We start from the raw sequence: 24,593 nt of genomic DNA, 5'->3' as shown, positions 1-24,593 counted from the left end.
GAGTCGAGGGTATAGCATCGGGCAGATTGGTATGTCAAAATTTGGTATACCATAATACGGTATTCTTATTTTCACTTGAGGCGGTAGAGCACATTTGAAAATAACAGCGGTTAATCAATGCATTAGTAAATTTTCGTGGACTTTGGCAGGGAATGAAACGCCGGCCACAACCGCGTCCGCTCAGCACCCTGTGCCCGTGCCGCAGCCGTTGAGCCAGCGGCTATCGGCACCGAAAAGCGGTTTTTTTAGGCTATCTTTCGATTTTGTGAGCTGCGGCAACATTCACCGTTTTGGCGATGCGGCGCGAAATCGGCCGCCGTTGCTTTGCAGGTTGGAAAGATGTTAATAGTACCGGGCAAACGGAAATACGCGTCGTTATCCGGATTAATGATGATCCACATAAAATAGAGACAATTATGGTTCAGGCGTCATTGAAAATTGAGAATGCACCGGTCACCTTGCGCGAATTGGCATTGGCGAAAATTAGGCAGGCGATTATCTCAGGGTATTTTCAGGCCGGCGATCGTTTGGTGGAACGCAGCCTGTGCGAGGAGCTGGGCGTCAGCCGCAGTGTGGTGCGCGAGGTGATCCGTTATCTCGAAGCGGAGGGGCTCATTGAAACGCTCGGCAAGAAAGGGCCGATTGTCGCTATTCTGACCTGGGAAATTGCCGAGCAGATTTATACTATTCGCCTGCTGCTTGAACAGGATGCCGCTCACGACTGCGCCCTGAAAGCCGGGCCGGAAGATAAAAAGAAACTGCATGAAAAATTAATTGCGATTAATCAGGCGTCGGCCGGGCAGGACGATATTCAGCGCGTTGAAGCCTCGCAGGCCTTTTATGAAACCATTTTCCAGGTGGCCCATCACGCCATTGCCTGGGAAATCGTTCAACGCCTGAATAGCCGCATCAGCCGCCTGCGCGCCCTGACCCTGAAAACCCCGGAGCGCCAGCTGGCCGGTTTCGAGCGCATGACGCGCATTTATCACGCCATCGAACAAAACAATCCGACGCAGGCCAGGCAAGAAGTCATCGATCACCTGACCGAGGCCGCCGCGCTGGCCAAGCGCATTCTGCAACAGGAGTCCTGAGATGCCCGCTTACTGGATTGCCCATGTTACCGTGAAAGATCCGCAGCAATATCAGCATTACATGGATTTGGCGCCCCAGGCGTTTCGCCAGTTCAACGCCCGTTTTCTCGCCCGCGGCGAACAGGCGCAAACGCTGGAAGGCCCATCGTTTGTGAAACATGTGCTGATCGAATTCGACGACTACGCCACCGCGTTGGCCTGCTACCATTCGCCGGCCTATCAGTTGGCGAAACAACAGCGGTGCCACGTGGCGGAAGCCATGATTACCATCGTCGACGGCTTGCCGCCCGCCCATTAAAAAGCCCCCGCCGTTACGGCGGAGGCTGGGTGATGTGAGGCGTGATAACCGCGTTCAGAAGCGCCGGGTCAGGCCGGCGTTTTCCGCTAGTTATTTCTCTTCAGGATCTTCCCAGTTTCAGCCCAGATCTGGCTGCGATAATGATCGTCTTCCTGAGAGAAGAAAAGTACGGTCAGCCCATCCTTGTCCAACAGCGCAATGCCATCGGGAGCAGGACGCCACGCCACAGGCTCTTGCAGCAAGACGTCGGGCGTGCAATCAGATAAAAATTTCAGGCTATAGCCGCCGGCCGATTCCACACTCTCCGCGTTGAGCTGCACAACACAAGACTTTGATTTATCACTGACCGTCCACTGCCCGGATAGCGTTTCGGCGGAAGGTAACACCAGACTGCTTGCCATAGAGGCTCCTGAAAACAAGAAAATTATTCCGACAAGAATAAATTTGCACATAGCTGGCCCATGCGAAACAGTGGGCATCATCGCCCACCGTTGCCGTTTTACACGATAAAGTCAACAGCGACGTCGGCCTGCCCGACGATGTGCACCAGGAAGTCTGGATTTGCACCGCCATGGATATTGAAGGCCAATTCACTCAGATTGCTCTGGGTATCATAGGATACCAGCGCCTCACCGGCCTGCCCGCTGAAATGATCGACAAACTGAATGAAATCACTGCCTTTAGCGCCCTGGTTGAAGAAGGACAGATCGATCTTATCCTTGCCTGACTCAAAGTCCCAAATGGTATCAGGAGCCCGAACAGGCGAGTCATTCACATCAGAGAAGACAAAAATGTCGTTGCCTTGCCCTCCCCATAATTGATCCTGGCCCGCTCCACCGTAAATGACATCGTTGCCGGCGCCGCCTTTGAGCGTATTGTCTGCGTGATTCCCAACAATGACGTCATTACCTGAGCCCCCTATCGCGTTTTCGATAGTGACGCCAGCGGCGATGGAAACATTCCCTTTTAATCCCCCGACGTCGGAGAAAGCGCCTTCGTTCAAGTTGATACGTTGATTTTGGCTATACCCCGAGAAATCAAGGGTATCATTACCGCCTGCATCCCAAACAGACATCACCAGTTTGTCGTGGCTGTCGTTGAGCGTATAGAAGTCTCGGCCTGTATTTGAATTAAACCCGTAAACGGTGTCGCCGGTTCGGGTGGTCATATTGGCGCCGTAAAGATGCTGAATAGCCGCGATATCATCAACCAGCGGCGCAGCGGCATAGTAATGGCCATGATCCGCATTGGTAATGGATTCATTCCAGTAACTCATTACGCTAAACTGCCGGGTATCTTCGGCGTAAACTGCCTTGGTATAATTTGGGCTGCCTTGCCCCGCATTATAAGTGCCCGGGTGATCTAACCCGAGAGTATGGCCAACTTCATGGGTAATGGTTAAGCGGCCGTAATTACCTAGCTCAGGATGCAAATTTTCGGAGTGATTCTTAATGTTGTACCAACTTTGCCCATCAGAATTGAACCCCCTGTAATCATTGCCATTATATGAGAACGGTTTCAAAGCATACGCTTGTCCTGTCCCCTCATAATTGCCAAAGGTAATATTGGAGGGTTGGCCTGCGGCAACTTCGACAAATTTGATGTTGGCAACATCGGCCCAGGATTGCAAAGACAGCTTCGCCTGTTCTTGTTGCTGCTGCGTGAACGCGCTCAGCCCCGTATCACGTTCCGGGGAGCGGTGGCCCAGGTTCAGTTCGTTATAATCCCAATCCGGGAAGGAATAGGTCACCGTCGCCTCTTTTCCCGTGACGTGCACGCCATTCCAGGTTTTATCGCCGCGCGCGATCTGCAACCCCGCCTGATTTATGTCATAAGACGGTTTGTTATTTATCGTCAGACCATTTCCGCGCTCATGGTAGTGAATAAGATCGTTAACGCTGTCCCAACCCGTTTCGTTTCCATTCATGGTATTACCCATAACTTTCTCCACAAAGTAGCTAGTATTGCTATGACATCCGAAATGTCCCTTGGGGATAATCAAGATCCTGAGAATAGCGATCACCCGATACGCCCCACTCTTTTTGCCTATCCCTTTACAATTGACTTTTAACTACCCGATGCCTCCTTACCCATGATTGAGAACTGATGCAACTGCGTGAGATCGCGATATGTCCGTGCAAAATGCACGGAAATAATAGGCGCATTGATCCGGCAAGGGTGTGATTCCAGAGTTTGCGCGTTGAGGCTAAGTTGAGATGCCGCTCAAAGGAGCGGATGACAACGGCCGTTCGATACCTTGTCTCGTTGCCAGAGACCACAGCAGACGTGGTCTCGTGTTGTGACCGTTGCCTGTTATCCGAACCGTTACCCGAAGAAAATTACGTGAATGCATTTGCGCCACCATCCAGTTTTGCTAATGATTATCATTCGCGAGGCTATCTCACACGTAAGCAAAGTGTCAACAGATGAAACAAAACATTTCTTGATTTGCATCATGATTTTTTCGCTAAGCCCCAGTGAACGGGCGACGACGGGCGTTGCAGAGTGCATAAAATGGCGTTTATCACCGTCTGGACTGCGGTTTTTGTCAGTATTACCGCATAGAGCAGGCAGAATACCGTTCGGAAGTACATCATGGCGACTGAACATTTGGCCACAGAGAAACATCAGGAATGATTAATTTTCACGACAATAACGCGGCGTGGTCCGATTACTTATTTTTCGCTGCAATATAAGGGATGCTTATAAATAACAGGAGTATTCCTAATGCGCTCACGCGGGATGTATTCCATGCTGGCGGGCCGATTTTTAGCCGCGCCCGCTGGCTATTCCCATTTTAATTGGCAAGACTATATTGAAAGAAGCTCTGCCCTAGAGCGAGAATATGGGTAATTTTCCGAGGAAATACCGCATGACCCTGTTGCCCAAGCAGAGCAATAACAAAAATCCGATTGATCTCTATGGCGAAATCGTAGACGACTTGCCCGGCCTGATTTGCTTCGGCAACCGCCTTGGCGGTTACTTCAATAAACAGTGGCGCGACTATACCGGCGCCATCGCCGGTGAACACGGCGCCGCCGACTGGCTCGATGCCCTGCACCCCGACGATCGCGAGCGGCTGGCCGCGCAATGGCGCCAGGCGATCGTGGCCCTTTCCTCGTTCGCCGGCGAAGCCCGCCTGCGCGATCGCAGCGGCGCCTACCGTTGGTTTATGCTGGCGTTCAACGCCCGGCAGGATGGCATGGCGCTGGAGCTCAGCTGGTACCTCACGGCGACCGACATCCATCCGCAAATGCTGCAGCGCCAGCAAAACGTTCAGGCGCTCTCTATCCAGCAAGACATGCTGGACGCCAGCGTCGACTGCATCAAAGTGATCAATCAAGACGGCACGCTGCGCCACATGAACCGCTCCGGCAGCCTGGCCCTTGGCCTTGATCCGGCGCAAAAAGAGTTTGGCATGCCCTGGCTGGGGCTGCTGTCGCCCGAGATCCGGCGCCGCGGCAGTAAGGCGCTGCGCAGCGTCAGAGCCGGAAAGAATGCGCGCTTCACCGGATTGAGCGTGACGCCGCAGGGTAAAAAACAGCACTGGGACAACATTCTCACGCCGGTCAGCGACGAACACGGCGCCGTGGCCGAGATCTTGTGCGTCTCGCGCGACGTGACTTCACAGCGCGTGATGGAACAACGTCTGTTGCTCGCCAGCGAATATGATGAATTGACCGGCCTGCCCAACCGGCGCCTCTTCAAGAAAAAGCTGAAGCAAGAGATGAAGCGCGCCCTGCACGGCAACAAGTCCCTCGGGCTGATGCTGTTGGATCTTGACCACTTCAAGCTGGTGAACGACACGCTGGGCCACGCGGCGGGCGACCATCTGCTGCGGATCTTGGGTAAAAGGCTCAGCGCCTGCATGAATGCGCACTCGTTCGTCTCCCGCCTCGGCGGCGACGAGTTTGCCGTGGTGATTAGCGACGTCGAAAACGAGCAGGATATTTTCCGCATCGCCAACAAGTTTCTGCTGCAGCTGGAGACGCCGATCACCCACGGCGGCAAGACGCTGCATTGCGGCATGAGCCTTGGCGGCGCCATCTATCCCAAAGACGCGCGCGACGCTTCGGAACTGATGAAATGCGCCGATACCGCGCTGTATGAGCTGAAAGACGGCGGCCGCGGCGGTGTCTATATGTTCGACCGCAAAATGATGGACAAAGCGCGCGCCCGCGCCAGCCAGCTCAACTACGCACGCCAGATCGTGCGCGACAACTGCATCCGTCCCAGCTACCAGCCGAAGGTCTGCCTGACCGACGGCAGCATCGTCGGCTTTGAAGCGCTGCTGCGCTGGCACTGCCCGATCAACGGCGTGCAGCTGCCGGCAACGGTAAGCGAGGCGTTCAACGACTACGAGCTGGCGACCAAGATCAGCGAGGCCATGCAGCTGAAGGTCTTCGCCGATATCGCCCGCTGGCGCGCGGCCGGCGTGGCGGTGCGGCCCATCTCGCTGAACGTGTCGCCGATCGAGTTTTTACGCGACAACTACGCCGAAACCTTCCTGCAGCGCCTGCTGAAGTTCCACATTCCCCACCCTCTGATCGAACTGGAAGTGACCGAACACGCGTTCAACAAGCACGGCTCGAAGTACGTGCTGCGCGCGCTGCAAATGCTCAAGGAGATGGGCATCCGCATCGCGCTGGACGATTTCGGCACCGGCCACTCCTCCTTCAGCCATATCATGGATTACCCGCTGGACTGCATTAAGCTGGACTGCGACTTCGTTCAACGGATGAATACCGAACCGGCGATCCTGGCGATCGTGGAAAGCATTGGCATCCTCGGCCAAAAACTGTCGATCGATATCATCGCCGAGGGTGTGGAAACCGAGCAGCAGCGGCAAACGCTGTGCGAAGCCGGTTTCCATATCGGCCAGGGTTATTTGTTCAGCCGGGCTGTGGAATCCCAGCGGGTGCCCGAGCTGCTGCAGGCGATGCCGCAACTTGTCGACGGCCGTTAAGCGCCCCGCCGTTCGCCGAGCGGCGCCAGCTGCATGCCGACCAGCGTCACCACGCAGATGAGCGCCCCGGCGTAGAAGGTGGAGGCGGAACCGAACAGCTCCCACAGGGTTCCGGCCCCGAGACTCGCCAGCAGCAGCGCCACGCCACTGATCAGATTGAACATGCCGAACGCGGTGCCGCGCAGGTGCGCCGGCGCGGTATGCGCCACCATCGCCGCCAACAGTCCCTGCGTCATGCCCATGTGCACGCCCCACAGCGCCACGCCAAACAGCACCCCACCCCAATGATCGCTCAGCGCCAACACCACATCGGCGGCGATCAGCACCAGCAGCCCGGCTTTCAGCAATCCTTCATGGCTCATGCGATCGGACAGTTTACCGAACGGATAGGCCGAGCAGGCGTAGACCAGATTCATGGCGACCATCACCAGCGGGATCAACGCCAGCGGCGTGCCGCCCTGCTGCGCCTTCAGCACCAGGAACGCTTCGCTGAAGCGCGCCAGCGTGAAGACGGCACCGATGCCCACCACCCACCAATAGCCGCGCCCCAGCAGCCGCAGATTGGCGCGGGTGATCGGGTTGGTGCGCTTGTGGGTTATCGCGGCGGCCGGCTCTTTCAGGCCGAAAAACAGCAGCGCAATCGCCAGCGCCGCCGGGATCGCCGCCACCCAAAAGATGGCGCGAAAATCGTTGTGCCACAGCAGCATCAGGCCGACGGCCAGCAGCGGCCCTAAAAAGGCACCGACGGTATCCAGCGACTGGCGCAGCCCGAAGGCCGCACCGCGAATCTCCGGCGGCGTCACGTCGGCCACCAGAGCATCACGCGGCGCCCCGCGGATGCCTTTGCCCACGCGATCCAGCAGGCGCGCGCTCATCACCATGCCGGACGACGACGCGATGGCGAAAAACGGTTTGCTGATGGCGCCCAGCCCGTAGCCCAGCAGTGCCAACCCTTTGCGCTTGCCGAGGTAATCGCTCAGCACGCCGGAGAACACCTTGACGATCAATGCCGTCGCCTCCGCCAGCCCTTCGATCAGCCCGATGACGATCACGCTGGCGCCGAGCGTCGTCGCCATAAACAGCGGCAGCAGGCTGTGGATCATTTCCGAGGAGACGTCCATCAACAGACTCACCCCACCCAATACCCACACGCCGCGCGGTATGCGGCCCAACGTAGCGAAACGCGACAGCATGGTTCATCCTCGAGAGATTCAGCGCCACCGGCGGCGCTTCATGACATTTCCAAGATTGGATAGTTGATTTTGTTCGTTCACAGATCTGCCGCCTTTAGAGATAGTGCAACGACCTTGTGACACCCATAATAATGAAGGTAATTAACATAATGATATATAGCAAAAAGATGATTGTGATGGCGGCGCTGCTGAGCTTTTCCGCCGCGGCCGCGCCAGGGGTGGATCTCGTCGCCAACGAAACGCCGATCCACACGGTGAAGAGCGCCGAAGCCGTGGCCAAAATCCCCGCCGGCTTCCGGTTCGTGGAGCCCGGCACGCTGACGGTGGCCATTTCCCTGCTGGGCAGCGGCCCGCCATTCGGCCTGTACGCCCGCGACAATAAAACGGTGATCGGCAGCGAGGCGGACATCGCGCGCCTGGTGGCCGACGGCTTGGGATTGAAACTCAAGCTGGTGCCCACCTCGTGGGAAGACTGGCCGCTGGGGGTGGCCTCCGGCAAATATGACGCCGCGGTTTACAACATCACCGTAACCAACGAACGCAAGACCAAATTCGATTTCGCCACCTATCGCCAGGATACGCTGGGGTTCTACGTCAAATCCGACAGTAAAATCACCCAGATCAACACCGCGCCGGATATCGCCGGCAAGAAGATCATCGTCGATTCCGGCACCAATCAGGAAGCGGTGCTGCTGGCCTGGGACAAGGAGAACCGCGCCAAGGGACTGGCACCGCTGCAGCCGGTGTACGTCACCGACAAGGCCGCCTCCACGCTGGCCATTCAGTCCGGCCGCGCCGACGCCACCTTCGGCCCCAACGTCTCCGGCGCTTATCAGGCGCGGCTGACCGGCAAAACCCGGCTGGTAGGCATCGTGCCCGGCGGCTGGCCGAAGACCGCCAACATCGCCGTCACGCTGAAGAAAGGCAATGGCCTGGTGGATGCGGTGCAGGCATCGCTCAACAGCGCCATCGCCAACGGTAGCTATCTGCAGGTGCTGGATCGCTGGGCGGAGAGCGACGAGAAGATCGCCCATTCGGAGATTAACCCGCCGGGGCTGGGGGATTGAGAGAGCAACAGGCTCCGCGCAGCGGGGCCTTATCGCCGCTCAATCGAGAAGTGTCATTCCGCCGCCGCTTTCTGCCTTCCCAGCTTGCGGTACAGCGTGCTACGCGAAACGCCGAGCGCCTTGGCCGCCCGACTGAGGTTGCCGCCCGCCCTGTCGATCGCCGCCTGCAGCGCCTCCAGGCCGGTATCGGCGCTCTCCTGGCGCGGCGCCAGCACCGCGATGGACTGCGGCAGATCGTCCAGAGTGAGCACCGCATGATCGTCCGCCAGCGCCAGCAGCACCTTGAGCGTACTCAACAGCTGCCGCACGTTGCCGGGCCACGGGTAGCGCGCCAGCATCGCCAGCGCTTCCGGCAGCAGGCGAATGTCGCGCCGCTCACCGCCCAACTCTCGCCACAGCTGCATAATAAAGGCCTCCAGCTGCGCCCGCTCTCGGAGCGGCGGAATGCGCAGGCTGTATTCCTGTATGCGGTACAGCAAATCCTCGCGAAACGCCCCCGCCTCAACCTGCCGATGCAGATCGTGGTGCGTGGCGCAGACCAGCGCAAAATCGACCGCAAAGGCGCTGCGGCTGCCGAGCGGCGTGACCGTTTTTTCCTGTAACACCCGCAGCAGCCGCGTCTGCAGGCCCGCCGGCATGTCGCCGATTTCATCGAGGAACAGCACGCCGCCGTCCGCCTCGCGGATCTTGCCGATATAGCCTTTCGGGTTGGCGCCGGTAAACGCCCCCGGCGCATAGCCGAACAGCTCGGATTCGATCAGCGGCTCGGGCAGCGCCGCACAGTTGATCGCCACGAAGTTGCCGTTGCGCCAGCGGCTCTCTTGAAACAGGCGTCGGCTGAAGTGCTCTTTACCGCAGCCGGTTTCGCCGGTCACGCACAGCGAAAGGCCGGCGTTGAGGATCCGCAGCGCTTTCTGATGCTGCTCGTCATGCCGTTCCGCCGGCGGCGTGGAACGCAGGGCGCTAACGCGGCGCTGCGGCGCCTCGAGCAGAGAATAATAGTGCCGTTGATTGCCGGCCAGCGTCTGACGCGGCGCGCCGGAGGGCTGTCGCAACAGATCGGGGAACAGCTGGGCGAACTCGACGGAGCCGAATGCGGCCGGCGAGAGCTGAAACTCCATCATCGCCAGCCGATTGGCGGCGACCAGCACTTCGTCGTGAAACACCAGCAGCAGCTCCTGCGCGCTGCCCAGACGACCGGCATCGGCGTGCAGGCGCAGCGTCCAGTGACGATCGGCGATCGCGCTTCTGACCCAGCGGTGTTCAATATGCCGCACCGCCTGCATGATCAGGCGCTGCGCATCGCGATACGGCCGCTGCGCGGGGGCGGAGAGATCCAGTATGCCGGCAATGCGGCCATCCGGCCGATAGATCGGCGCGGCGGTGCAGTTCAACCCGGCGTTTTGGTTGAGGAAATGCTGGCCGCCGCGCACTTCGCAGAACGCGCCCAGCGCCAGCGCGGTGCCGATGGCGTTGGTGCCCCGCTCCGCTTCTCCCCACTGGTTGCCCGGCGCCAGCGCAAAGCGCGACGCCTTGTGCAAAAAGTCGGTATTGCCGCGGGTTTCCAGCACCAGCCCGTCGGCGTCGGCGATCACCACAATGGCGGGCTGGCGCGTAATTTGCGCGCCCAGCTGCTCGATCAGCGGCTGTACCCGCTGCGGCACCCAGTCGTTGCGGCTACGCAGCTCTTCGAGCAGTCCGGCTTTGATAAACGGGATATGGCGATCGGCGCGCGTCAGGCCGTAGCCCCGGCTGCGCTGCCAGGATTCCGCCAGCGGACTGGCGCCCTCGGTGGGCAAGCGGTCGTCAGGCAACATGCGTTTCTCCCCCGTTCGCGAGTGTTGCAAATATGTATCACAGATGTGTATCAAGCGTTGCGACACGGGACACAAAAAAACACCGACGGCGGCGGAATCGCCCGATTTGCTAAGTCATATCATTTTTTAACACGCTAATAAATAAGCCATTTTTATCATCACCCTCGCCTTTCGTTAATCTGGCACGCGCCGTGCTTCTCTGTGCTGCGGCGGCATGCCGCATTCACAGGCGCAGCCCAATAGCGCTGATTTTCATCTGCAGAGAGGTGCTTAACATGAAATATGTCCACCCCGGTTTGCCTGGCTCGCTGGTTTCGTTCCGCAAGCGCTATGGCAACTACATTGGCGGCAAATTCGTCGAACCGGTATCCGGCAACTACTTCACCAACACCTCGCCGGTGACCGGCCAGCCGATCGCCGAATTCCCGCGTTCCGACGCTAAGGACATCGAGCTGGCGCTCGACGCGGCGCACGCGGCGGCGGACGCCTGGGGCAAAACCAGCGTGCAGGCGCGTTCCAACGTGCTATTGGCGATCGCCGATCGCATCGAATCGCGGCTGGAGATGCTGGCGCTGACCGAAACCTGGGACAACGGCAAACCGATCCGCGAAACCCTGAATGCCGATCTGCCGCTGGCGGTCGACCATTTCCGTTACTTCGCCGGCTGCCTGCGCGCGCAGGAAGGCTCCGCGGCGGAGATCGACCAGAACACCGTGGCCTACCATATCTATGAACCGCTGGGCGTGGTCGGCCAGATCATCCCGTGGAATTTCCCGCTGCTGATGGCCGCCTGGAAACTGGCGCCGGCGCTGGCGGGCGGTAACTGCGTGGTGCTGAAACCGGCGGAACAGACCCCGCTCGGCATCAGCGTGCTGATGGAAGAGATCGGCGATCTGCTGCCGCCGGGCGTGCTCAACGTGGTGCAAGGCTTCGGCGCCGAGGCCGGCGAAGCGCTGGCTCGCAGCAAACGCATCGAGAAGATCGCGTTCACCGGCTCCACGCCGATCGGCCGCCACATCCTCGCCTGCGCGGCGGAAAACATCATCCCCAGCACCGTCGAGCTGGGCGGTAAATCGCCCAACATCTATTTCGCCGACATCATGCAGGCGGAGCCGGAGTTCATCGACAAGGCGGTTGAGGGGCTGGTGCTCGGTTTCTTCAACCAGGGGGAGGTCTGCACCTGCCCTTCACGCGCGCTGATTGAAGAATCTATCTATCCGCAGTTTATGGAGAAAGTGCTGGCGCGCATCGCCACCATCCGCCAGGGCGATCCCTTCGACACCGACACCATGCTCGGCGCGCAGGCGTCGCAAGAACAGTACGATAAGATCCTGTCCTACATCGACATCGCCAAGAATGAGGGCGGCAACATCCTCGCCGGCGGCAAACGCACGCAGCATGGGGATGAATTGCAAAACGGTTTCTACCTGCAGCCGACGTTGATTACCGGCAACAACAGCATGCGCTTCTTCCGCGAGGAGATCTTCGGGCCGGTGATCGGCGTCACCACCTTTAAAGACGAAGCCGAAGCGCTGGCGCTGGCCAACGACACCGAGTTCGGGCTGGGCGCCGGGCTGTGGACCCGTGACATCAACCGCGCCTATCGCATGGGCCGCGCGATCAAGGCCGGGCGCGTGTGGACCAACTGTTACCACCTGTATCCGGCGCACGCCGCGTTCGGCGGCTACAAGAACTCCGGCATCGGGCGCGAGACCCACAAGGCGGCGCTGTCGCACTATCAACAGGTGAAAAACCTGCTGGTCAGCTACGACGCCAAACCGCTGGGCCTGTTCTGAGCCGGGCGTAACAACCAGAAGGCCACCCGCAGGTGGCCTTCCTTTTTAGTTTAGCAACGGTTACTTCGCCATGCCGAGATCGATTACCATGCGACCGCGAATGGTGCCCGCCTTCATCTCGTCGAAGATGGCGTTGATATCGCCCAGCGGCCGCTTGGTCACTTTCGGCGTCACTTTGCCTTCGGCGGCGAACTGGAACGCCTCTTTCAGATCTTCGCGCGTGCCCACCAGCGAACCCACCACCTGAATGCCGTCCAGCACCAGGCGCGGAATGCTCAGATCCATGCTCTCCGGCGGCAGCCCCACCGCCACCACTTTACCGCCGGCGCGCACCGCATTGACCGCCGAGTTGAAGGCCGCTTTCGCCACCGCCGTCACCACCGCCGCGTGAGCGCCGCCGGTTTGCTGCTGAATGATCTCCTCGGCGTTTTGCGTTTTGGAATTGATGGCCAGATCGGCGCCGATCTGTTTGGCGAACTCCAACTGGCCGTCGTTGACGTCGATGGCGATCACCTTGGCGTTAAACACGTTCTTGGCGTACTGCAGCGCCAGGTTGCCCAGCCCGCCCAGGCCATAGATGGCGATCCACTGCCCCGGCTTGATATCGGAAATTTTCACCGCCTTGTAGGTGGTGACGCCGGCGCAGGTGATGCTGCTGGCGGCGAAAGAATCGAGCCCGTCCGGCACTTTCACCGCGTAGTCCGCCACCACGATGCACTCTTCCGCCATGCCGCCGTCAACGCTGTAGCCGGCGTTTTTCACCGAACGGCACAGGGTTTCGTTTCCGCTGACGCAGTATTCGCAATGGCCGCAACCCTGGTAAAACCAGGCGACGCTGGCGCGGTCACCCACTTTTAGCGAGGTGACGCCCTCACCGACGGCGGAGACCACGCCGATGCCCTCATGCCCCAACGTAATGCCCGGCACCTCTCCGAAATCGCCGTTTTTCACGTGCAAATCGGTGTGGCACACCCCGCAACACTCCATTTTCAACGCCGCTTCGCCGTGCTTCAGCGGGCGCAGCACTTTATCCTGAATGTCTACGGTATGGTTTTTCGTCACTACGGCAGCTTTCATGGTGTTTTCCTTAGCAGAGTGGGAAGTACAGTTGTTAATGTAGTGACTGTATTCGGTGAGGGCAAGCGCCGCATGATTTGTGTAAAAACAAATAATTAAATATGAACCAGCATGATTATTTCATAAAAAACAATTAACAGACGGCGCGATCTCATTCGCATTGACCGCAGCGGCGACGAACGATCTCGCACCTCTGGCTTGATTCACCGCTTAAATCGATTCACGGGAATTTTCAGGTAGCGTTGCCCATCGTCTTCGCAGTCAGGCAACACGCCACCGCGAATATTGACCTGCAGCGCCATCAGCATGAGTTCCGGGTGCGGCAGCGTGGCGTCCCGCTGCTTTCTTTGCGCAATAAAGCGGGATTTATCCATGTTGACCACCCAGGGATTGTTCTCGCGCTGCTCTCTCACGGTGCTTTCCCAGCGGGCCTCACGCCCCGCCGGGCGGTAATCATGGCCGGTAAACAGGCGGGTATCCGCCGGCAGGCTCAAGATCCGCTGCAATGACTCCCACAAGGCTTCCGCATTGCCGCCAGGAAAATCGGCCCTTGCGGTACCGCTGTCCGGCATGAAGAACGTATCGTGGATAAACGCCGCATCCGCAATGTAATAAGTGACGGACGCCAGCGTGTGCCCGGGAGACAGCAGGACTTCAGCGCGCAGGTTGCCGATAAAAAAGACGTCGCCGTCCGCGAACAGCGCATCCCAGACGGTATTGGCCGCAGGCAGGTCTTTTAAATTATAGATCTCTTCCCACAGCCCCTGAACGGCGGTAATTTTTTCACCGATGCCGGTGAAGGCGCCGGTTTTCTGCGCCAGCCAGGTGGCGGCCGAAAAATGATCGGCGTGCGGGTGCGTATCCAGCACCCAGGCCACTCCCCACCCCCGTTGATGGATAAAATTCAGGATATCGTTGGCCTGTTGATGTGAGACCGTGCCCGATCGGCGGTCAAAATCCAGCACCGGGTCGATAATCGCACAGCGGCGCGCCTCGGGATCGGCAACCACATACTGCAGGCTGCCGCTTTCCGGCTCATAAAACGCGTGAACTTCCGCCGTGGCCCGCACGGACCGATGCTTGCCGTACCAGCTGAGCGCCTTATCGGCGTCCGCGCCGTATTCGTCGCATTGGCGGCGAAACTGCGCTTCATCTATCTGACCTTCGCGCAACGCATACAGCAGGGAAAGGCAGGCAGAGCGAGCCCCGCTTCTGCAGTGCGCCAGGGTTTTCTTGCCTTGCCGCAACAGAAACTGGAAGGTGTAAACGGTCTCCCAGGTCAGCGTATCGAACGTATAAGGGAGATAGACGTAGCGCATCCCCCCTTGTTCAGCCAACGCTTTCTCTTGCTGATGGTCAAGATACTCCCCCGGCTCCTCGTCCGGCCGATTGTTGACGATAAGGCGGTAGCCCTGATGAGACAGCGCCTTGAAATCACTCGCTTCGGGCGCGCCCGAAAAGGAGAGCTGAGGGTGGTAAGTGCGGATGCGCATGTTTTTTTCCTTCCGTTTCATAGGCTTTTAAATAACATATACAGGGCCAGCGCCAGGAGCATGAGGGCATAGAGCACGTTGATAATGCCCTCGCGTTTTTTCAGGCGCTCGGCGAGTGCCACCCCCACCACGCCCCCCAGAACGCCGCCGACGATGAGCCAGCACGTAATGGCGAGCGACACCTTTCCGGACATGGCGTAGCTGGCGCTGGTCGACAGCCCCATGGCCGCCACGACCACCAGTGAGGTTGCCACCGCCTCAACCATCGAGAAGCGAAAAAACCAGACCAGCGCCGGCACAACCAAAAATCCGCCGCCAATGCCCAGAAAGCCCGCCAGCCCGCCCAGCGCGAGAACGCTGGGCCATACGATGGCGGGATGAACGGCAGAATGGGAGGACGGCAAGGGGTTGCCGGCAAGGGGATTTCTTTTCAGCGTCAATCCGGCGACCACCAGCATCAACAGGGAGAAAGGCAGGGTTATGTAGTGTCCGTCCGTGATTTTTCCCATCTGAGAGCCGGCCAGAGCCCCCATGACGGCGAGCAGCGAAACGACAAGCCCGGTCTGCCACCTGACGTTGCCTTTGGAGGCGTGCGCGGCCAGGTTGATCAGCGCGTTAATGGCCACAGACATGGCGCTGGTCCCTATAATCAAATGCGTATCCGGCACTTTCACCATATACAGCAATAATGGCACGCAGACGATTGAGCCGCCGCCGCCGGTCAGGGCCAGGAGAAATCCCACAATTCCCCCGGTGACCACTAACAGCATCACGATATAAAAACTGAAATGGAAAAAATCCACTGCGTTAATCCCTTAATGATGCTCATTCCATTTATTAACGATCAGTTCACCGGCAATGTCAAATAACTTATTTCGATTTGTTATTACATATAGCTAAATGGAATATGTGATTTTTTATATAACCACAAGTTCTATGAATTCGCTTTTAATCTGGGCGACAACCCCCTACTTTCTTATGAAAGGAGGCCTGCATGAAACCAGAAAAAATAAACCCCCAGAAAAGCGTCGTTATTATTGGCGGCGGCTCATCCGGAATAGGTATCGCGGCAAGCATAAGGAAGCGAGTTAAAGACATCGATATAACGATAGTGGAGCCTAACGATTGTCATTATTATCAACCGGCATGGACTCTGGTGGGTGGCGGGCTCTTTGATATCACGAAAACACGGCGCTCCATGCATGCCGTTCTGCCCTCAGGCACCGCATGGATACAGGATAGCGTGGTCAGGGTTGAGCCCAGTCAAAAATACATCGAGACCCGCCAGGGGCGGAAAATAAACTATGACTTTCTTATTGTTGCATGCGGACTGATTTTACGCTGGGATAAAATAGAGGGCCTTGAAGAAACCCTGGGATTAAACGGCGTCACCTCTAATTATCGCTTTGATCTTGCCGAATATACCTGGCAACTGGTCCGCGAAATGAAAGGCGGCCAGGCGATATTTTCTCAGCCACCGCTCCCCATCAAGTGCGCCGGCGCACCGCAAAAAGCCTTGTATCTGTCATGCGATTACTGGCGTCGCCAAGGCATCCTGAATAATATTAACGTCAATTTCTGCCTTGCGGGCGCGGCGGTTTTCGGCATTCCGCAATTTGTTCCCCCGCTGACCGAGTATTTGGAAAAATACCGAGCACAGGTCAATTTCAATCATCATTTGATCCGCGTTGATGGCGAGAAGCGGCAAGCGACATTTGCCGTAGAGACAAATGAAGAAGGAAAACGCGAGTTAACTCTGCCCTTCGATATGCTCCACGTGGTGCCGCCCCAATCGGCCCCGGCGTTTATTTCGCAAAGCGGCCTCGCTGATGGTGCCGGCTGGTGCGATGTGGATAAATCGACGCTGCAGCATAAGCATTGGCCGGATATTTTTGCGGTAGGCGACTGTTGCTCGACGCCAAATGCCAAAACCCTGGCGGCAGCCCGCAAGCAGGTGGTGGTGGTGGCTGAAAACGTCGCGGCGCTGATTCAGGGCGCGCCTCTCACTGCCCATTATGATGGTTATGGTTCCTGTCCATTGACGGTTGAGAAAGGTAAAGTTGTGCTGGCGGAGTTTGGCTATGACGGTAAATTGCTGCCCACGTTTCCGCTGCTCGACGCCACCCAGCCCAGCCGTCTGGCCTGGTGGCTGAAAGCCTGGTTTTTACCCCGATTTTATTGGGCGGGCATGCTGCGTGGGGTTGAATGGTTTGCCGGCAGCAAGCGGCCGTGACGCGCGCTCGGCCCCCCTCTCGTTCCTGCCGCTGCAGACGCTTGACTATTTGGCGAGACGAGGCCACCATCGTTTGCAGGTTCCTCAGGCTGATTGCAAGCCGTTACCACTACCGGTCGATCATCGATGAAAAATGCCCCCGCCGTTACGATCCACTACTGTTCACAATGCAACTGGCTGCTGCGCGCCGGCTGGATGGCGCAAGAGCTGCTGAACACCTTCGGCGACGATCTCGCCTCCGTCACCCTGATGCCGGGCACCGGCGGGATCTATCAAATCAGCGTCGATGGCGTAATGATTTGGGATCGCAAGATTGACGGCGGTTTCCCCGATGCGGCGCAGTTAAAGCAACGGCTGCGCGATCACAGCTTCCCCGATCGCTCTCTCGGCCACAGCGACGGTAAAAAAGCCCGGCACTGAAAATCGGGCGGTAAGCACGGCTTCAGCTTAACGCATAGCTGGCCGCCATCACGACGCCGTTCATGGTCATATGCAGCCCGATGGGCAAATAGATCCCTTTGGATTTGACTCGTGCGGCCGTCAACACCAGCGAGATGAGCACCAGAGCTGCCAATGTGCGCCAATCGGTGTACTGGGTATGCAAAACGGCAAAGATGACAGACACCGTTAACGCGGCCCAAAGCACCTTGTCGTTAAACCAATACATCAGTGCGTTAAACAGACAGCCGCGAAATACGATCTCTTCATAGACGGGGACGACGAAAATCAACAAAGCGGCATTGAGCGCCAAAATCTCGCCGGGCAATGCCACCTGCTCCATCACCCAGGTTTCCGTTTTCTCCACGCCCATCAAACGCGGGAAAATAAACTGAATCACCAACAGCGCGAACAGCAGCAGTGCAAAATCGCTGCGTTTAACCTCGCCTTTGCCCAATCCTTCTCTGCGGCGGAAAAAGAGCAGGTATAACGAAAAGATAGCGACGAATTCCATTCCATACAGCAGCGGCAGCAATAGCCCTTGTCGCATCAAGGCGGCTCTGTTCTCAAGGAACAGCGGAATAAACGTAATCAGGAACATCAGCAAAAACATGGAAAAGCAGCCGTTGACGGCTCGCGTTCTCGCGATAAACGCATTGTCGACCATCTAACCATCCTTAGTTTTGAGCAGCGATTGACGGAACAGTAGCAAGGCAAGAGACCGCGGCAGTTTATCCCCATGCGATATCATTGTCATGAACCCGTTCGAAGCGAACGTCCATTCGCAAATTTCTCCAAGCCATTGGCACGCGGTTGATTTCGCCCGGGTCTCCTGAGTTATACTGAGCGCTCTTTTAGCCACGTAATTAATAAATTTTTATGATTGAACGCTTGCTCGAAAACGCGATGTACGCCTCCCGCTGGTTGCTCGCGCCGGTTTATTTCGGCCTTTCACTGGCTCTGATCGCCCTGTCGATCAAATTTTTTCAGGAAATCCTGCACGTCCTGCCCAACATCTTTTCTGTCGCCGAAGCCGATCTGATCCTGACCCTGCTGTCGCTGGTCGACATGGCGCTGGTGGGCGGGCTGTTGGTGATGGTGATGTTCTCCGGGTATGAAAACTTCGTCTCGCAGTTGGATATCACCGAAGGGAAAGAAAAGCTGAGCTGGCTGGGCAAAATGGATGCCACCTCGCTGAAAAACAAAGTTGCTGCGTCTATCGTTGCCATCTCCTCCATTCACCTGCTGCGGGTGTTTATGGACGCCAAGAACGTGCCGGACAACAAGCTGATGTGGTATGTGATCATCCACCTTACCTTTGTGCTGTCCGCCTTCGTGATGGGCTACCTGGATAAAGTGACCCGCTCCAAGCACTAAACGCGCTGCCACACCCGATCGCCAGGATCGGGTGCCTCCCTCTCGCTCCTCTCTTCGCCTGTTTCTGCGCCGTCGTTTTTTTCATCTGGCACATCTGATGATAATTTTATTATAATGTTATTACACTCATCATGGACTGAACGCCGGCCCTCTCACCGGTTTCGCCGCAGACAGGATCACGCTATCTCATGCCATTGACTGGTCACCCCCTGCAATTCAACGATATTCAGGCGATTTTGCCTCATCGTTATCCCTGCCTGCTGGTCGATCGCGTGCTGCCCGCCGGCACCTGCATTGCCGAAGGGCGGCTGAGCGCCATCAAGAACATCACCGCCAATGAGCCGACGTTCTGGAACGGCCACGCGCACTTCGCCGGATTTCCCGGCGTGCTGTTGGTGGAAGCGCTGGCGCAAAGCACCGGTCTGCTGGCCCACTACTATCTCGGGGCGCTCAATGAGGGGGAGCATTACTATTTCGCCGCCATTCAGCGCGCGCGGTTTTATCGCGCCGCCCGCCCCGGGGACCAGGTGCTGATGGAGGTCGCTTTTGTTCGTCGGCGCGGGGCGATCGCCCGCTTTACCGGCCGCGCCAGCATCGATGGCCGGCGCATTTGCACCGCCGATTTCATGTGCGCCCGTAAATAGGCCGCTTGCCAAAGGAGCCCTGCGAATACCATGTCTCTGGTTGACAGCTTACTTAAAACCCTCGATTTCTCTCCGCGCGGCCAGGTGATCGCTCGCGAAGCCGACGCCTGGGGCGAAATCATCGTTTCCGATCACAAGGACTACCGCACGCTGCGGTTTGACGGCATCTGCGAACAGAGCAAGATGAGCCTCAGCAACCCCGCGCAGCCGATCCACAACTACATCAAAGCGATGCTGATGGCGGTGGCCTGGCAACCGCCGAGCTCGGCGTTGATTTTGGGGTTGGGCGGCGGCAGTCTGCTGCGCGCGTTGCACGCGCTCGATCCGGCCATGCGTCTGGACGTGGTTGAGCTGCGCGCCGCGGTGATCGCCGTCGCGCGCCGCTATTTTACGCTGCCGGCCACCGGCACCATCAGCCTGCGCACCGCCGACGCCATGGACTTTGTGCGCCCGCCCGTCGAGACGCGTTACGATCTGATCTTCTCCGATCTCTATTCGGCGTTCGCCATGGATCCGCAGCAAGGCACCCAGACCTTCCTGGAAAACTGCGCCGCGCGGCTGAACGACGGGGGCTGGCTGGTGCTCAATTACCACGATCTGCCTGACGAAAACAGCCTGCTGTACCACAGCCTGCAGCGAATATTCGGCACCGTACTGTTTTGCGTCGCCCCCAGCGGCAACGTGATCATTTACGCCACGCCGGCCCAGGTGACGCTGCCGCTGAGCGCGCTGCGCAGCCTGGCCGCCAGCAGCGGCGAGCTGTTCAACTGCGAACTCGGCTACCTGTCACGCAAAATAGAGCGGTTGCATTTCCGCTAAAGACGGGCGGCGGCGCGGTCTGGCTGGCCGCTTCGCCCACATGGTATTATCATTCAGTTATCATTCTCTGGAGGATCCTGATGGAAAAGAAAACGGCGCGGCTAACGGTGCTGATTGACCCGGACAAGAAGAAAGCCCTGGAGGAACTGTGCCTGCAACAGGACGTCACCCCTTCCCAGGTGGTGCGCCAGCTGATCCGCGATTATCTGCACAAGCATCAGGTGGACTATCCCAGCCAACCGACTCACGCCAATCCTCGCGTCGAAAGCAATTGAGCGGCGGCCTGCCCCGCACACCGTGAAGCGCGCTTTGCCCCTGCGCGCGTCTCTAATCCGAATCCTCCGTTGCGGTCTGTCCATTCGGCAATATCGCTGCTACTGTTTTATGCGTTCATACTCTCTCTTCGGAAAGGAAGCGCCATGTTCAGCCATATTACCGTCGGCGTCAGCGATCTGGACGCCGCCGCCGCCTTCTACGACGCCATCCTGTTGCCGCTGGGATTACAGCGGCGGGAAGTGACGCCGGACAGCGGCCCCGCCGCCCGCTGCTGGGTGATGCCGGGCCAAACGCTGCCGCGTTTCTATGCTTACCAACCCTTCGACGGGCAACCCGCCAGCGCCGGCAACGGCAGCATGCTGGCGTTTCTCGCCGCCGATGAGCTGGAGGTCAAACGCGCTTACGCCGCCGGCCTGCTGGCGGGCGGCAGCGGTGAAGGCGAGCCCGGCGAACGCGCGCATTACGGCAAGGGCTATTTCGGCGCTTACCTGCGCGACCCCGACGGCAACAAGGTCCATGTGGTGTACCGGGGCGATCTCGCCTGATGAAATGTTCGGTTCATATCGCCACCGGCGTAGACGGATTCATCGCCGACGCGGGCGGCGGCCGCCGAAGGCGATGAGCAGCGCCGCCAACGCCAACAGCGCCGCCACGCCGTAGGTCACCTGCATGCCGTAAGCCGCGGCGGCGGCGGCGCCCGCCACCCGCTGCGAAGCCAGATAAAACAGCGCCCCCAGCGCCGAAGCGCCGGTGATCGCCCCAAGATTGCGCGCCAGGTTCACCATGCCGGCGACCAGCCCGCGCCGTTCGGGAAACAGATCCTTCATCAGCATGGTGTTGTTGGCCACCTGAAACAGCGCATAGCCGGCGGTCAGCAGCGCGATGGGGCCAACATAGCCGAGCACGCCCCAGCGGTTAAGCAGCGACAGCAACGCGGCCCCGGCGGCCACCGCCGCCAGCCCAAACTGGCCAATGCGCTGCGATCCGAAACGATCCACCAGATAACCGGCCGGAATGCCGGTCAGGATCGCCACCGCCGGCCCCGCCGACATCACCAGCCCGACCTGCGCGGCGCTTAGCCTCAGCGCGCGCGACAGGTAGAACGGCCCGACCACCAGCGTGGCGGTCATGACCGTCATCACCAGCGCGCTGGCCGCCAGCCCCGCCGTCAGGGCCGGATGGCGGAACATCGCCGGCGCCAACAGCGGCGATGCGGCGCGGCGTTCCACGCCGATGAACAGCGCCCCCGCCAACAGCGCCCCCAGCATCAACGCCAGGTTGAGCGCACCGAAGTTGCCGCGCCCAAGGGTCATCGCCAGCGAATAGCAGAGCAATGCGCCGCCCAGCAGCAGCGTACCGGCGCGATCGAACGGTTCCTGGCGCGCTGCCGCGCGCGGCCCATTCGGCAGGTATCGCCAGGCAAGCCACAGCGCCAGCAGCCCCAGCGGCAGATTGATAAGAAACATCGCCCGCCAGCCGAAACCGGCGATCAGCGCGCCGCCCAACGACGGCCCCAGCGCGGTGCCCACCGCCGACAGGGTGCCGAGCAGCCCCATCGCGCGGCCGATTTTATCCGTGCCCAGCGCCTCGCCCGCCAGCGCCATGGCGATCGACATCATGGCCGCGCCCCCCAGCCCCTGCGCCATGCGCGCCGCCAGCAGCAGCCAAAGCTGCGGGGCCAGCGCACAAGCGAGCGAAGCGGCGGTAAACAGCGCGATGCCCGCCAGCAGCAGGCGGCGGCGATTAAGGCTGTCGCCGAGGCGGCCGATGCCGATGATGCAGGTGGTGACGGCCAGTAAATAACAGAGCAATACCCACTGCACCGCCTGGAACGAAGCATGGAACGCGGCGGCGAGCGCCGGTAGCCCGACGTTGGCGATGCTGATGCCGAGCGATGACAGCAGCATGCTCAGAGACAGTGCGGCCAATATGCCGCGGACGCCCTGCGGCGAAGGATGGGATAACATGATAAACACTCCTGACATAGACTGAGGATTAGCCTATGTCAGGGGTTGGAATGGCGGAAGACGCACGGCATGCACTGTATCCATGCGTCTGACGCCTTATCTGACGCGAGCCGTTACCAGGCGGCGATCTCCGCCTCGGTGAGCGGCAGGGTTTGGGTGACGCCGGTTTCCGCCGCCAGGGTGGCCGCCTCCAGCACCGCCATCACCGCCAGCGCCTGCGCAGCGGTAACCGGATTGCTGCCGGCGCCGCGCAGGGCGTCGCGTACCTGGAAGTAATACTGGCGCTGATCGCCATCCGGCGTCGGCAGCGTGCGCACCGGCTCCGTGCCGATAAACAGGCTCATCGCGTCGTCGTCTTTGCCCCATTCCGCCGAGCCCGGCGTCACGCCGGCCAGCAGTTGGCTCTCCTGCCCGTCGGCGCGCGTTTTGACCACGCTGCCTTTCTCGCCGTGCACGGTAAAGCGCGACACGCCGCCCGCCACCAGCATGCTGCCATGCAGGATCACGCGGTGCGTCGGGTAGTTGAGCACCACGTGGGCCCAGTCGTTAATCTGCGCGTTGGGGCGCAGCGTAGCGATGTTGGCCTGCACGCTGTGCGGCAAACCGAACAGCTGCAGCGCCTGATCGACCATGTGCGGCCCCAGATCGAACCACAGCCCGCTGCCCGGCAGGTTCTGTTCGCGCCAGCGCACCCGCACTTCGGGGCGGTAACGATCGATGTGCGACTCAAAGTGCGTCACCTTGCCGATCAGCCCCTGTTCGATCACCTGCTTCACCCCCAGGTAGTCGCTGTCCCAGCGGCGGTTCTGGAACACCGACAGCAGGCGATCGTGTTTTTCCGCCGCCGCAATCAGCGTGCGCGCCTGCGCCAAGTCCAGCGTAAAGGGCTTATCCACCACCACGTGCTTGCCCGCCTCCAGCGCGGCCAGCGCCAGCGGCGCATGGGTGTCATTCGGCGACGCGATCACCACCAAATCCACCTCCGGCCGGCGGATGGCCTCCAGCGGATCGGCGATCACCTGCGCGTGCGGCAGATCGGCATGCACCTTGGCGGCATCGCGCGAAGCCACCACGCTCAGTTCCAGCCCCGGCACCGCGTTAATCAGCGGCGCGTGAAACGCCTTGCCGACAAAGCCGTAGCCAATCAGCGCCACCTGCAACGGTCGAGCGGTATCGTTCATCAGTGTTCTCCTCTAGCGGTCGTCGGCGACGACACAAAGTTCAATCAGTGACTGTTCGTCCAGGTTGTCCCACGGGCGATCGGTAAACAGCCGTTGGATCTGCGCCAGATCCGCAACGTGATGCGGTTCGCAGCGATCCAGCTTCATATGGTCGGCCACCAGCCAGCGCTCGCCGCTGTTGGCCAGCATGGCGCGTTTGACCTCTGCATCGGCCTCGTCGCCGGCGCTCAGCCCCAGCTGCGCATGCACCGCACAGGCGCCCAGCAAGGCGATATCCGCGCGGTAGCGTTCCAGCAACGCCAGGGTGGCGCTGCCGGCGAACAGCCGCTGGCGCGCATCCCACTGGCCGCCGAGCAGAATCAGGTTGATCTCCGGCCTGTCGCTCAGGCACTGCGCGATATCCAGCGAAGCGGTGATCACCGTGGCCGGCCCGCGCAGCGCCTGCGCCACCGCCAGCAGCGTGCTGCCCGCATCCAGCATCAGGGTGCTGCCGGGCGGGATCTGCGCGGCCACCGCGCGGCCGAGCCGCTGCTTGACCTGCGGCAACAGCGCCGCGCGCGCCTGGCGCGGCATGCCGGACGGTTCGAGCGCGATCGCCCCGCCGTGATGTTTCTGCGCCAACCCTTGCCGCTCGAGATCGGCCAGATCGCGGCGCACGGTATCGACCGAAACGCCGATGGCGCCGGCCAATTCCGCCACCGCCGCCTGCCCGCGTTCGCTGAGCAAATCCAATAAATGGCGCTGTCGTGCCGCTTTGTGCATGGGTTTATTCCGCAGTAAAAAGCATAAAACAGCAATATACAGCAGAAAACAGCATCAGAGAAGCCGCAATGATGCGCACCGAAGATCAAACATCTTTT

General features: G+C 59.4%; 23 protein-coding genes. 12 read left to right on the top strand and 11 right to left on the bottom strand.

Features of this window, described 5'->3' with window-relative positions:
- Positions 1-296 precede the first annotated feature (296 nt).
- On the top strand, positions 297-1,091 hold the full coding sequence (locus ABTW55_RS23610) for a GntR family transcriptional regulator (RefSeq protein WP_230199938.1): 795 nt from the start codon (positions 297-299) through the stop codon (positions 1,089-1,091).
- 1 nt (position 1,092) lies between these two features.
- Entirely contained in the window at positions 1,093-1,389 is a 297-nt protein-coding gene (locus tag ABTW55_RS23605; RefSeq protein WP_033655039.1) for a DUF1330 domain-containing protein, read from the top strand.
- 86 nt (positions 1,390-1,475) lie between these two features.
- Here ABTW55_RS23605 and ABTW55_RS23600 read toward each other — a convergent pair whose 3' ends face one another.
- Together ABTW55_RS23600 and ABTW55_RS23595 are read right to left on the bottom strand one after the other, a co-directional pair.
- The gene (locus ABTW55_RS23600; RefSeq protein ID WP_060421027.1) at positions 1,476-1,790 is read right to left on the bottom strand and encodes an AprI/Inh family metalloprotease inhibitor; all 315 of its coding nucleotides are present in this window, start codon (positions 1,788-1,790) and stop codon (positions 1,476-1,478) included.
- 98 nt (positions 1,791-1,888) lie between these two features.
- Positions 1,889-3,328 (bottom strand): serralysin family metalloprotease, encoded by a 1,440-nt coding sequence (locus ABTW55_RS23595; RefSeq protein ID WP_033648293.1) that lies wholly within the window; start codon positions 3,326-3,328, stop codon positions 1,889-1,891.
- Positions 3,329-4,261: 933 nt separating this feature from the next.
- Here ABTW55_RS23595 and ABTW55_RS23590 point away from each other — a divergent pair.
- Positions 4,262-6,355 carry a bifunctional diguanylate cyclase/phosphodiesterase gene (locus ABTW55_RS23590; protein ID WP_060421024.1) on the top strand — a complete coding sequence of 698 codons (2,094 nt, stop codon included), beginning with the start codon at positions 4,262-4,264 and terminating at the stop codon, positions 6,353-6,355.
- On the opposite strand, the gene ABTW55_RS23585 is transcribed toward ABTW55_RS23590, so the two are convergent.
- Entirely contained in the window at positions 6,352-7,548 is a 1,197-nt protein-coding gene (locus tag ABTW55_RS23585) for an MFS transporter (protein WP_060421021.1), read from the bottom strand. The two genes, ABTW55_RS23590 and ABTW55_RS23585, sit on opposite strands and share 4 nt — an antisense overlap.
- Before the next feature lie 149 nt (positions 7,549-7,697).
- On the opposite strand from ABTW55_RS23585, the gene ABTW55_RS23580 reads away from it, so the two are divergent.
- Positions 7,698-8,615, top strand: coding sequence for an ABC transporter substrate-binding protein (locus ABTW55_RS23580; RefSeq protein ID WP_086556917.1), 918 nt, complete (start codon positions 7,698-7,700; stop codon positions 8,613-8,615).
- 53 nt (positions 8,616-8,668) lie between these two features.
- Here ABTW55_RS23580 and ABTW55_RS23575 read toward each other — a convergent pair whose 3' ends face one another.
- Entirely contained in the window at positions 8,669-10,432 is a 1,764-nt protein-coding gene (locus tag ABTW55_RS23575) for a sigma-54-dependent Fis family transcriptional regulator (protein ID WP_060421019.1), read from the bottom strand.
- A gap of 275 nt (positions 10,433-10,707) precedes the next feature.
- On the opposite strand from ABTW55_RS23575, the gene ABTW55_RS23570 reads away from it, so the two are divergent.
- On the top strand, positions 10,708-12,228 hold the full coding sequence (locus tag ABTW55_RS23570) for an aldehyde dehydrogenase family protein (RefSeq protein ID WP_060421016.1): 1,521 nt from the start codon (positions 10,708-10,710) through the stop codon (positions 12,226-12,228).
- A gap of 60 nt (positions 12,229-12,288) precedes the next feature.
- Here ABTW55_RS23570 and adhP read toward each other — a convergent pair whose 3' ends face one another.
- From adhP to ABTW55_RS23555, 3 genes are all read right to left on the bottom strand, one after another.
- On the bottom strand, positions 12,289-13,305 hold the full coding sequence (gene adhP / locus ABTW55_RS23565) for an alcohol dehydrogenase AdhP (RefSeq protein WP_033634519.1): 1,017 nt from the start codon (positions 13,303-13,305) through the stop codon (positions 12,289-12,291).
- 203 nt (positions 13,306-13,508) lie between these two features.
- The gene (gene blh, locus ABTW55_RS23560; protein ID WP_043147891.1) at positions 13,509-14,798 is read right to left on the bottom strand and encodes a bifunctional sulfur transferase/dioxygenase Blh; all 1,290 of its coding nucleotides are present in this window, start codon (positions 14,796-14,798) and stop codon (positions 13,509-13,511) included.
- Between the two features lie 17 nt (positions 14,799-14,815).
- A complete protein-coding gene (locus tag ABTW55_RS23555; protein ID WP_077791463.1) occupies positions 14,816-15,601 on the bottom strand; it encodes a sulfite exporter TauE/SafE family protein in 786 nt (261 codons plus the stop codon).
- Positions 15,602-15,792: 191 nt separating this feature from the next.
- On the opposite strand from ABTW55_RS23555, the gene ABTW55_RS23550 reads away from it, so the two are divergent.
- Together ABTW55_RS23550 and ABTW55_RS23545 are read left to right on the top strand one after the other, a co-directional pair.
- Positions 15,793-17,031, top strand: coding sequence for an FAD/NAD(P)-binding oxidoreductase (locus ABTW55_RS23550; RefSeq protein ID WP_060421014.1), 1,239 nt, complete (start codon positions 15,793-15,795; stop codon positions 17,029-17,031).
- A 126-nt stretch (positions 17,032-17,157) separates the two neighbouring features.
- Positions 17,158-17,451: a SelT/SelW/SelH family protein gene (locus ABTW55_RS23545; protein ID WP_060421012.1), complete on the top strand. Its 294-nt coding sequence runs from the start codon at positions 17,158-17,160 to the stop codon at positions 17,449-17,451.
- A gap of 22 nt (positions 17,452-17,473) precedes the next feature.
- Here ABTW55_RS23545 and ABTW55_RS23540 read toward each other — a convergent pair whose 3' ends face one another.
- Positions 17,474-18,136 carry a CPBP family intramembrane glutamic endopeptidase gene (locus ABTW55_RS23540; RefSeq protein WP_060421009.1) on the bottom strand — a complete coding sequence of 221 codons (663 nt, stop codon included), beginning with the start codon at positions 18,134-18,136 and terminating at the stop codon, positions 17,474-17,476.
- Positions 18,137-18,351: 215 nt separating this feature from the next.
- On the opposite strand from ABTW55_RS23540, the gene ABTW55_RS23535 reads away from it, so the two are divergent.
- The 5 genes from ABTW55_RS23535 (at position 18,352) to ABTW55_RS23515 (ending at position 21,130) form a co-directional block, all read left to right on the top strand.
- Positions 18,352-18,846: a TIGR00645 family protein gene (locus tag ABTW55_RS23535; protein WP_033655048.1), complete on the top strand. Its 495-nt coding sequence runs from the start codon at positions 18,352-18,354 to the stop codon at positions 18,844-18,846.
- A 188-nt stretch (positions 18,847-19,034) separates the two neighbouring features.
- Entirely contained in the window at positions 19,035-19,490 is a 456-nt protein-coding gene (fabZ, locus tag ABTW55_RS23530; protein WP_033648284.1) for a 3-hydroxyacyl-ACP dehydratase FabZ, read from the top strand.
- 30 nt (positions 19,491-19,520) lie between these two features.
- Positions 19,521-20,309 carry a spermidine synthase gene (locus ABTW55_RS23525; protein WP_060421006.1) on the top strand — a complete coding sequence of 263 codons (789 nt, stop codon included), beginning with the start codon at positions 19,521-19,523 and terminating at the stop codon, positions 20,307-20,309.
- A gap of 80 nt (positions 20,310-20,389) precedes the next feature.
- Entirely contained in the window at positions 20,390-20,584 is a 195-nt protein-coding gene (locus ABTW55_RS23520; RefSeq protein ID WP_004928567.1) for a ribbon-helix-helix protein, CopG family, read from the top strand.
- Between the two features lie 144 nt (positions 20,585-20,728).
- Complete coding sequence (locus tag ABTW55_RS23515) at positions 20,729-21,130, top strand: VOC family protein (protein ID WP_060421003.1); 402 nt, start codon at positions 20,729-20,731, stop codon at positions 21,128-21,130.
- Between the two features lie 39 nt (positions 21,131-21,169).
- On the opposite strand, the gene ABTW55_RS23510 is transcribed toward ABTW55_RS23515, so the two are convergent.
- The 3 genes from ABTW55_RS23510 to ABTW55_RS23500 all read right to left on the bottom strand — a co-directional run bounded on the left by ABTW55_RS23510 (position 21,170) and on the right by ABTW55_RS23500 (position 24,495).
- The gene (locus ABTW55_RS23510) at positions 21,170-22,552 is read right to left on the bottom strand and encodes an MFS transporter (RefSeq protein WP_060421000.1); all 1,383 of its coding nucleotides are present in this window, start codon (positions 22,550-22,552) and stop codon (positions 21,170-21,172) included.
- Positions 22,553-22,665: 113 nt separating this feature from the next.
- A complete protein-coding gene (locus tag ABTW55_RS23505) occupies positions 22,666-23,733 on the bottom strand; it encodes an oxidoreductase (protein WP_060420997.1) in 1,068 nt (355 codons plus the stop codon).
- A 12-nt stretch (positions 23,734-23,745) separates the two neighbouring features.
- Complete coding sequence (locus ABTW55_RS23500; RefSeq protein ID WP_033655028.1) at positions 23,746-24,495, bottom strand: DeoR/GlpR family DNA-binding transcription regulator; 750 nt, start codon at positions 24,493-24,495, stop codon at positions 23,746-23,748.
- Positions 24,496-24,593 lie beyond the last annotated feature (98 nt).

It is taken from the genome of Serratia sp. SM04, assembly GCF_040280225.1.
Classification (GTDB): domain Bacteria; phylum Pseudomonadota; class Gammaproteobacteria; order Enterobacterales; family Enterobacteriaceae; genus Serratia; species Serratia sarumanii.
The sequence above is the reverse complement of the archived record's forward strand: the minus strand, read 5'-3'. Positions and strand labels throughout refer to the sequence as shown.

What these genes read in the sequence shown, in the direction of transcription:
- ABTW55_RS23610 (WP_230199938.1), top strand. Translation starts at nt 297, where the DNA reads ATGCGGCGCGAAATCGGCCGCCGTTGCTTTGCAGGTTGGAAAGATGTT.
- ABTW55_RS23605 (WP_033655039.1), top strand. Translation starts at nt 1,093, where the DNA reads ATGCCCGCTTACTGGATTGCCCATGTTACCGTGAAAGATCCGCAGCAA.
- ABTW55_RS23600 (WP_060421027.1), bottom strand. Translation starts at nt 1,790, where the DNA reads ATGGCAAGCAGTCTGGTGTTACCTTCCGCCGAAACGCTATCCGGGCAG.
- ABTW55_RS23595 (WP_033648293.1), bottom strand. Translation starts at nt 3,328, where the DNA reads ATGGGTAATACCATGAATGGAAACGAAACGGGTTGGGACAGCGTTAAC.
- ABTW55_RS23590 (WP_060421024.1), top strand. Translation starts at nt 4,262, where the DNA reads ATGACCCTGTTGCCCAAGCAGAGCAATAACAAAAATCCGATTGATCTC.
- ABTW55_RS23585 (WP_060421021.1), bottom strand. Translation starts at nt 7,548, where the DNA reads ATGCTGTCGCGTTTCGCTACGTTGGGCCGCATACCGCGCGGCGTGTGG.
- ABTW55_RS23580 (WP_086556917.1), top strand. Translation starts at nt 7,698, where the DNA reads ATGATATATAGCAAAAAGATGATTGTGATGGCGGCGCTGCTGAGCTTT.
- ABTW55_RS23575 (WP_060421019.1), bottom strand. Translation starts at nt 10,432, where the DNA reads ATGTTGCCTGACGACCGCTTGCCCACCGAGGGCGCCAGTCCGCTGGCG.
- ABTW55_RS23570 (WP_060421016.1), top strand. Translation starts at nt 10,708, where the DNA reads ATGAAATATGTCCACCCCGGTTTGCCTGGCTCGCTGGTTTCGTTCCGC.
- adhP (WP_033634519.1), bottom strand. Translation starts at nt 13,305, where the DNA reads ATGAAAGCTGCCGTAGTGACGAAAAACCATACCGTAGACATTCAGGAT.
- blh (WP_043147891.1), bottom strand. Translation starts at nt 14,798, where the DNA reads ATGCGCATCCGCACTTACCACCCTCAGCTCTCCTTTTCGGGCGCGCCC.
- ABTW55_RS23550 (WP_060421014.1), top strand. Translation starts at nt 15,793, where the DNA reads ATGAAACCAGAAAAAATAAACCCCCAGAAAAGCGTCGTTATTATTGGC.
- ABTW55_RS23545 (WP_060421012.1), top strand. Translation starts at nt 17,158, where the DNA reads ATGAAAAATGCCCCCGCCGTTACGATCCACTACTGTTCACAATGCAAC.
- ABTW55_RS23540 (WP_060421009.1), bottom strand. Translation starts at nt 18,136, where the DNA reads ATGGTCGACAATGCGTTTATCGCGAGAACGCGAGCCGTCAACGGCTGC.
- fabZ (WP_033648284.1), top strand. Translation starts at nt 19,035, where the DNA reads ATGCCATTGACTGGTCACCCCCTGCAATTCAACGATATTCAGGCGATT.
- ABTW55_RS23525 (WP_060421006.1), top strand. Translation starts at nt 19,521, where the DNA reads ATGTCTCTGGTTGACAGCTTACTTAAAACCCTCGATTTCTCTCCGCGC.
- ABTW55_RS23520 (WP_004928567.1), top strand. Translation starts at nt 20,390, where the DNA reads ATGGAAAAGAAAACGGCGCGGCTAACGGTGCTGATTGACCCGGACAAG.
- ABTW55_RS23515 (WP_060421003.1), top strand. Translation starts at nt 20,729, where the DNA reads ATGTTCAGCCATATTACCGTCGGCGTCAGCGATCTGGACGCCGCCGCC.
- ABTW55_RS23510 (WP_060421000.1), bottom strand. Translation starts at nt 22,552, where the DNA reads ATGTTATCCCATCCTTCGCCGCAGGGCGTCCGCGGCATATTGGCCGCA.
- ABTW55_RS23505 (WP_060420997.1), bottom strand. Translation starts at nt 23,733, where the DNA reads ATGAACGATACCGCTCGACCGTTGCAGGTGGCGCTGATTGGCTACGGC.
- ABTW55_RS23500 (WP_033655028.1), bottom strand. Translation starts at nt 24,495, where the DNA reads ATGCACAAAGCGGCACGACAGCGCCATTTATTGGATTTGCTCAGCGAA.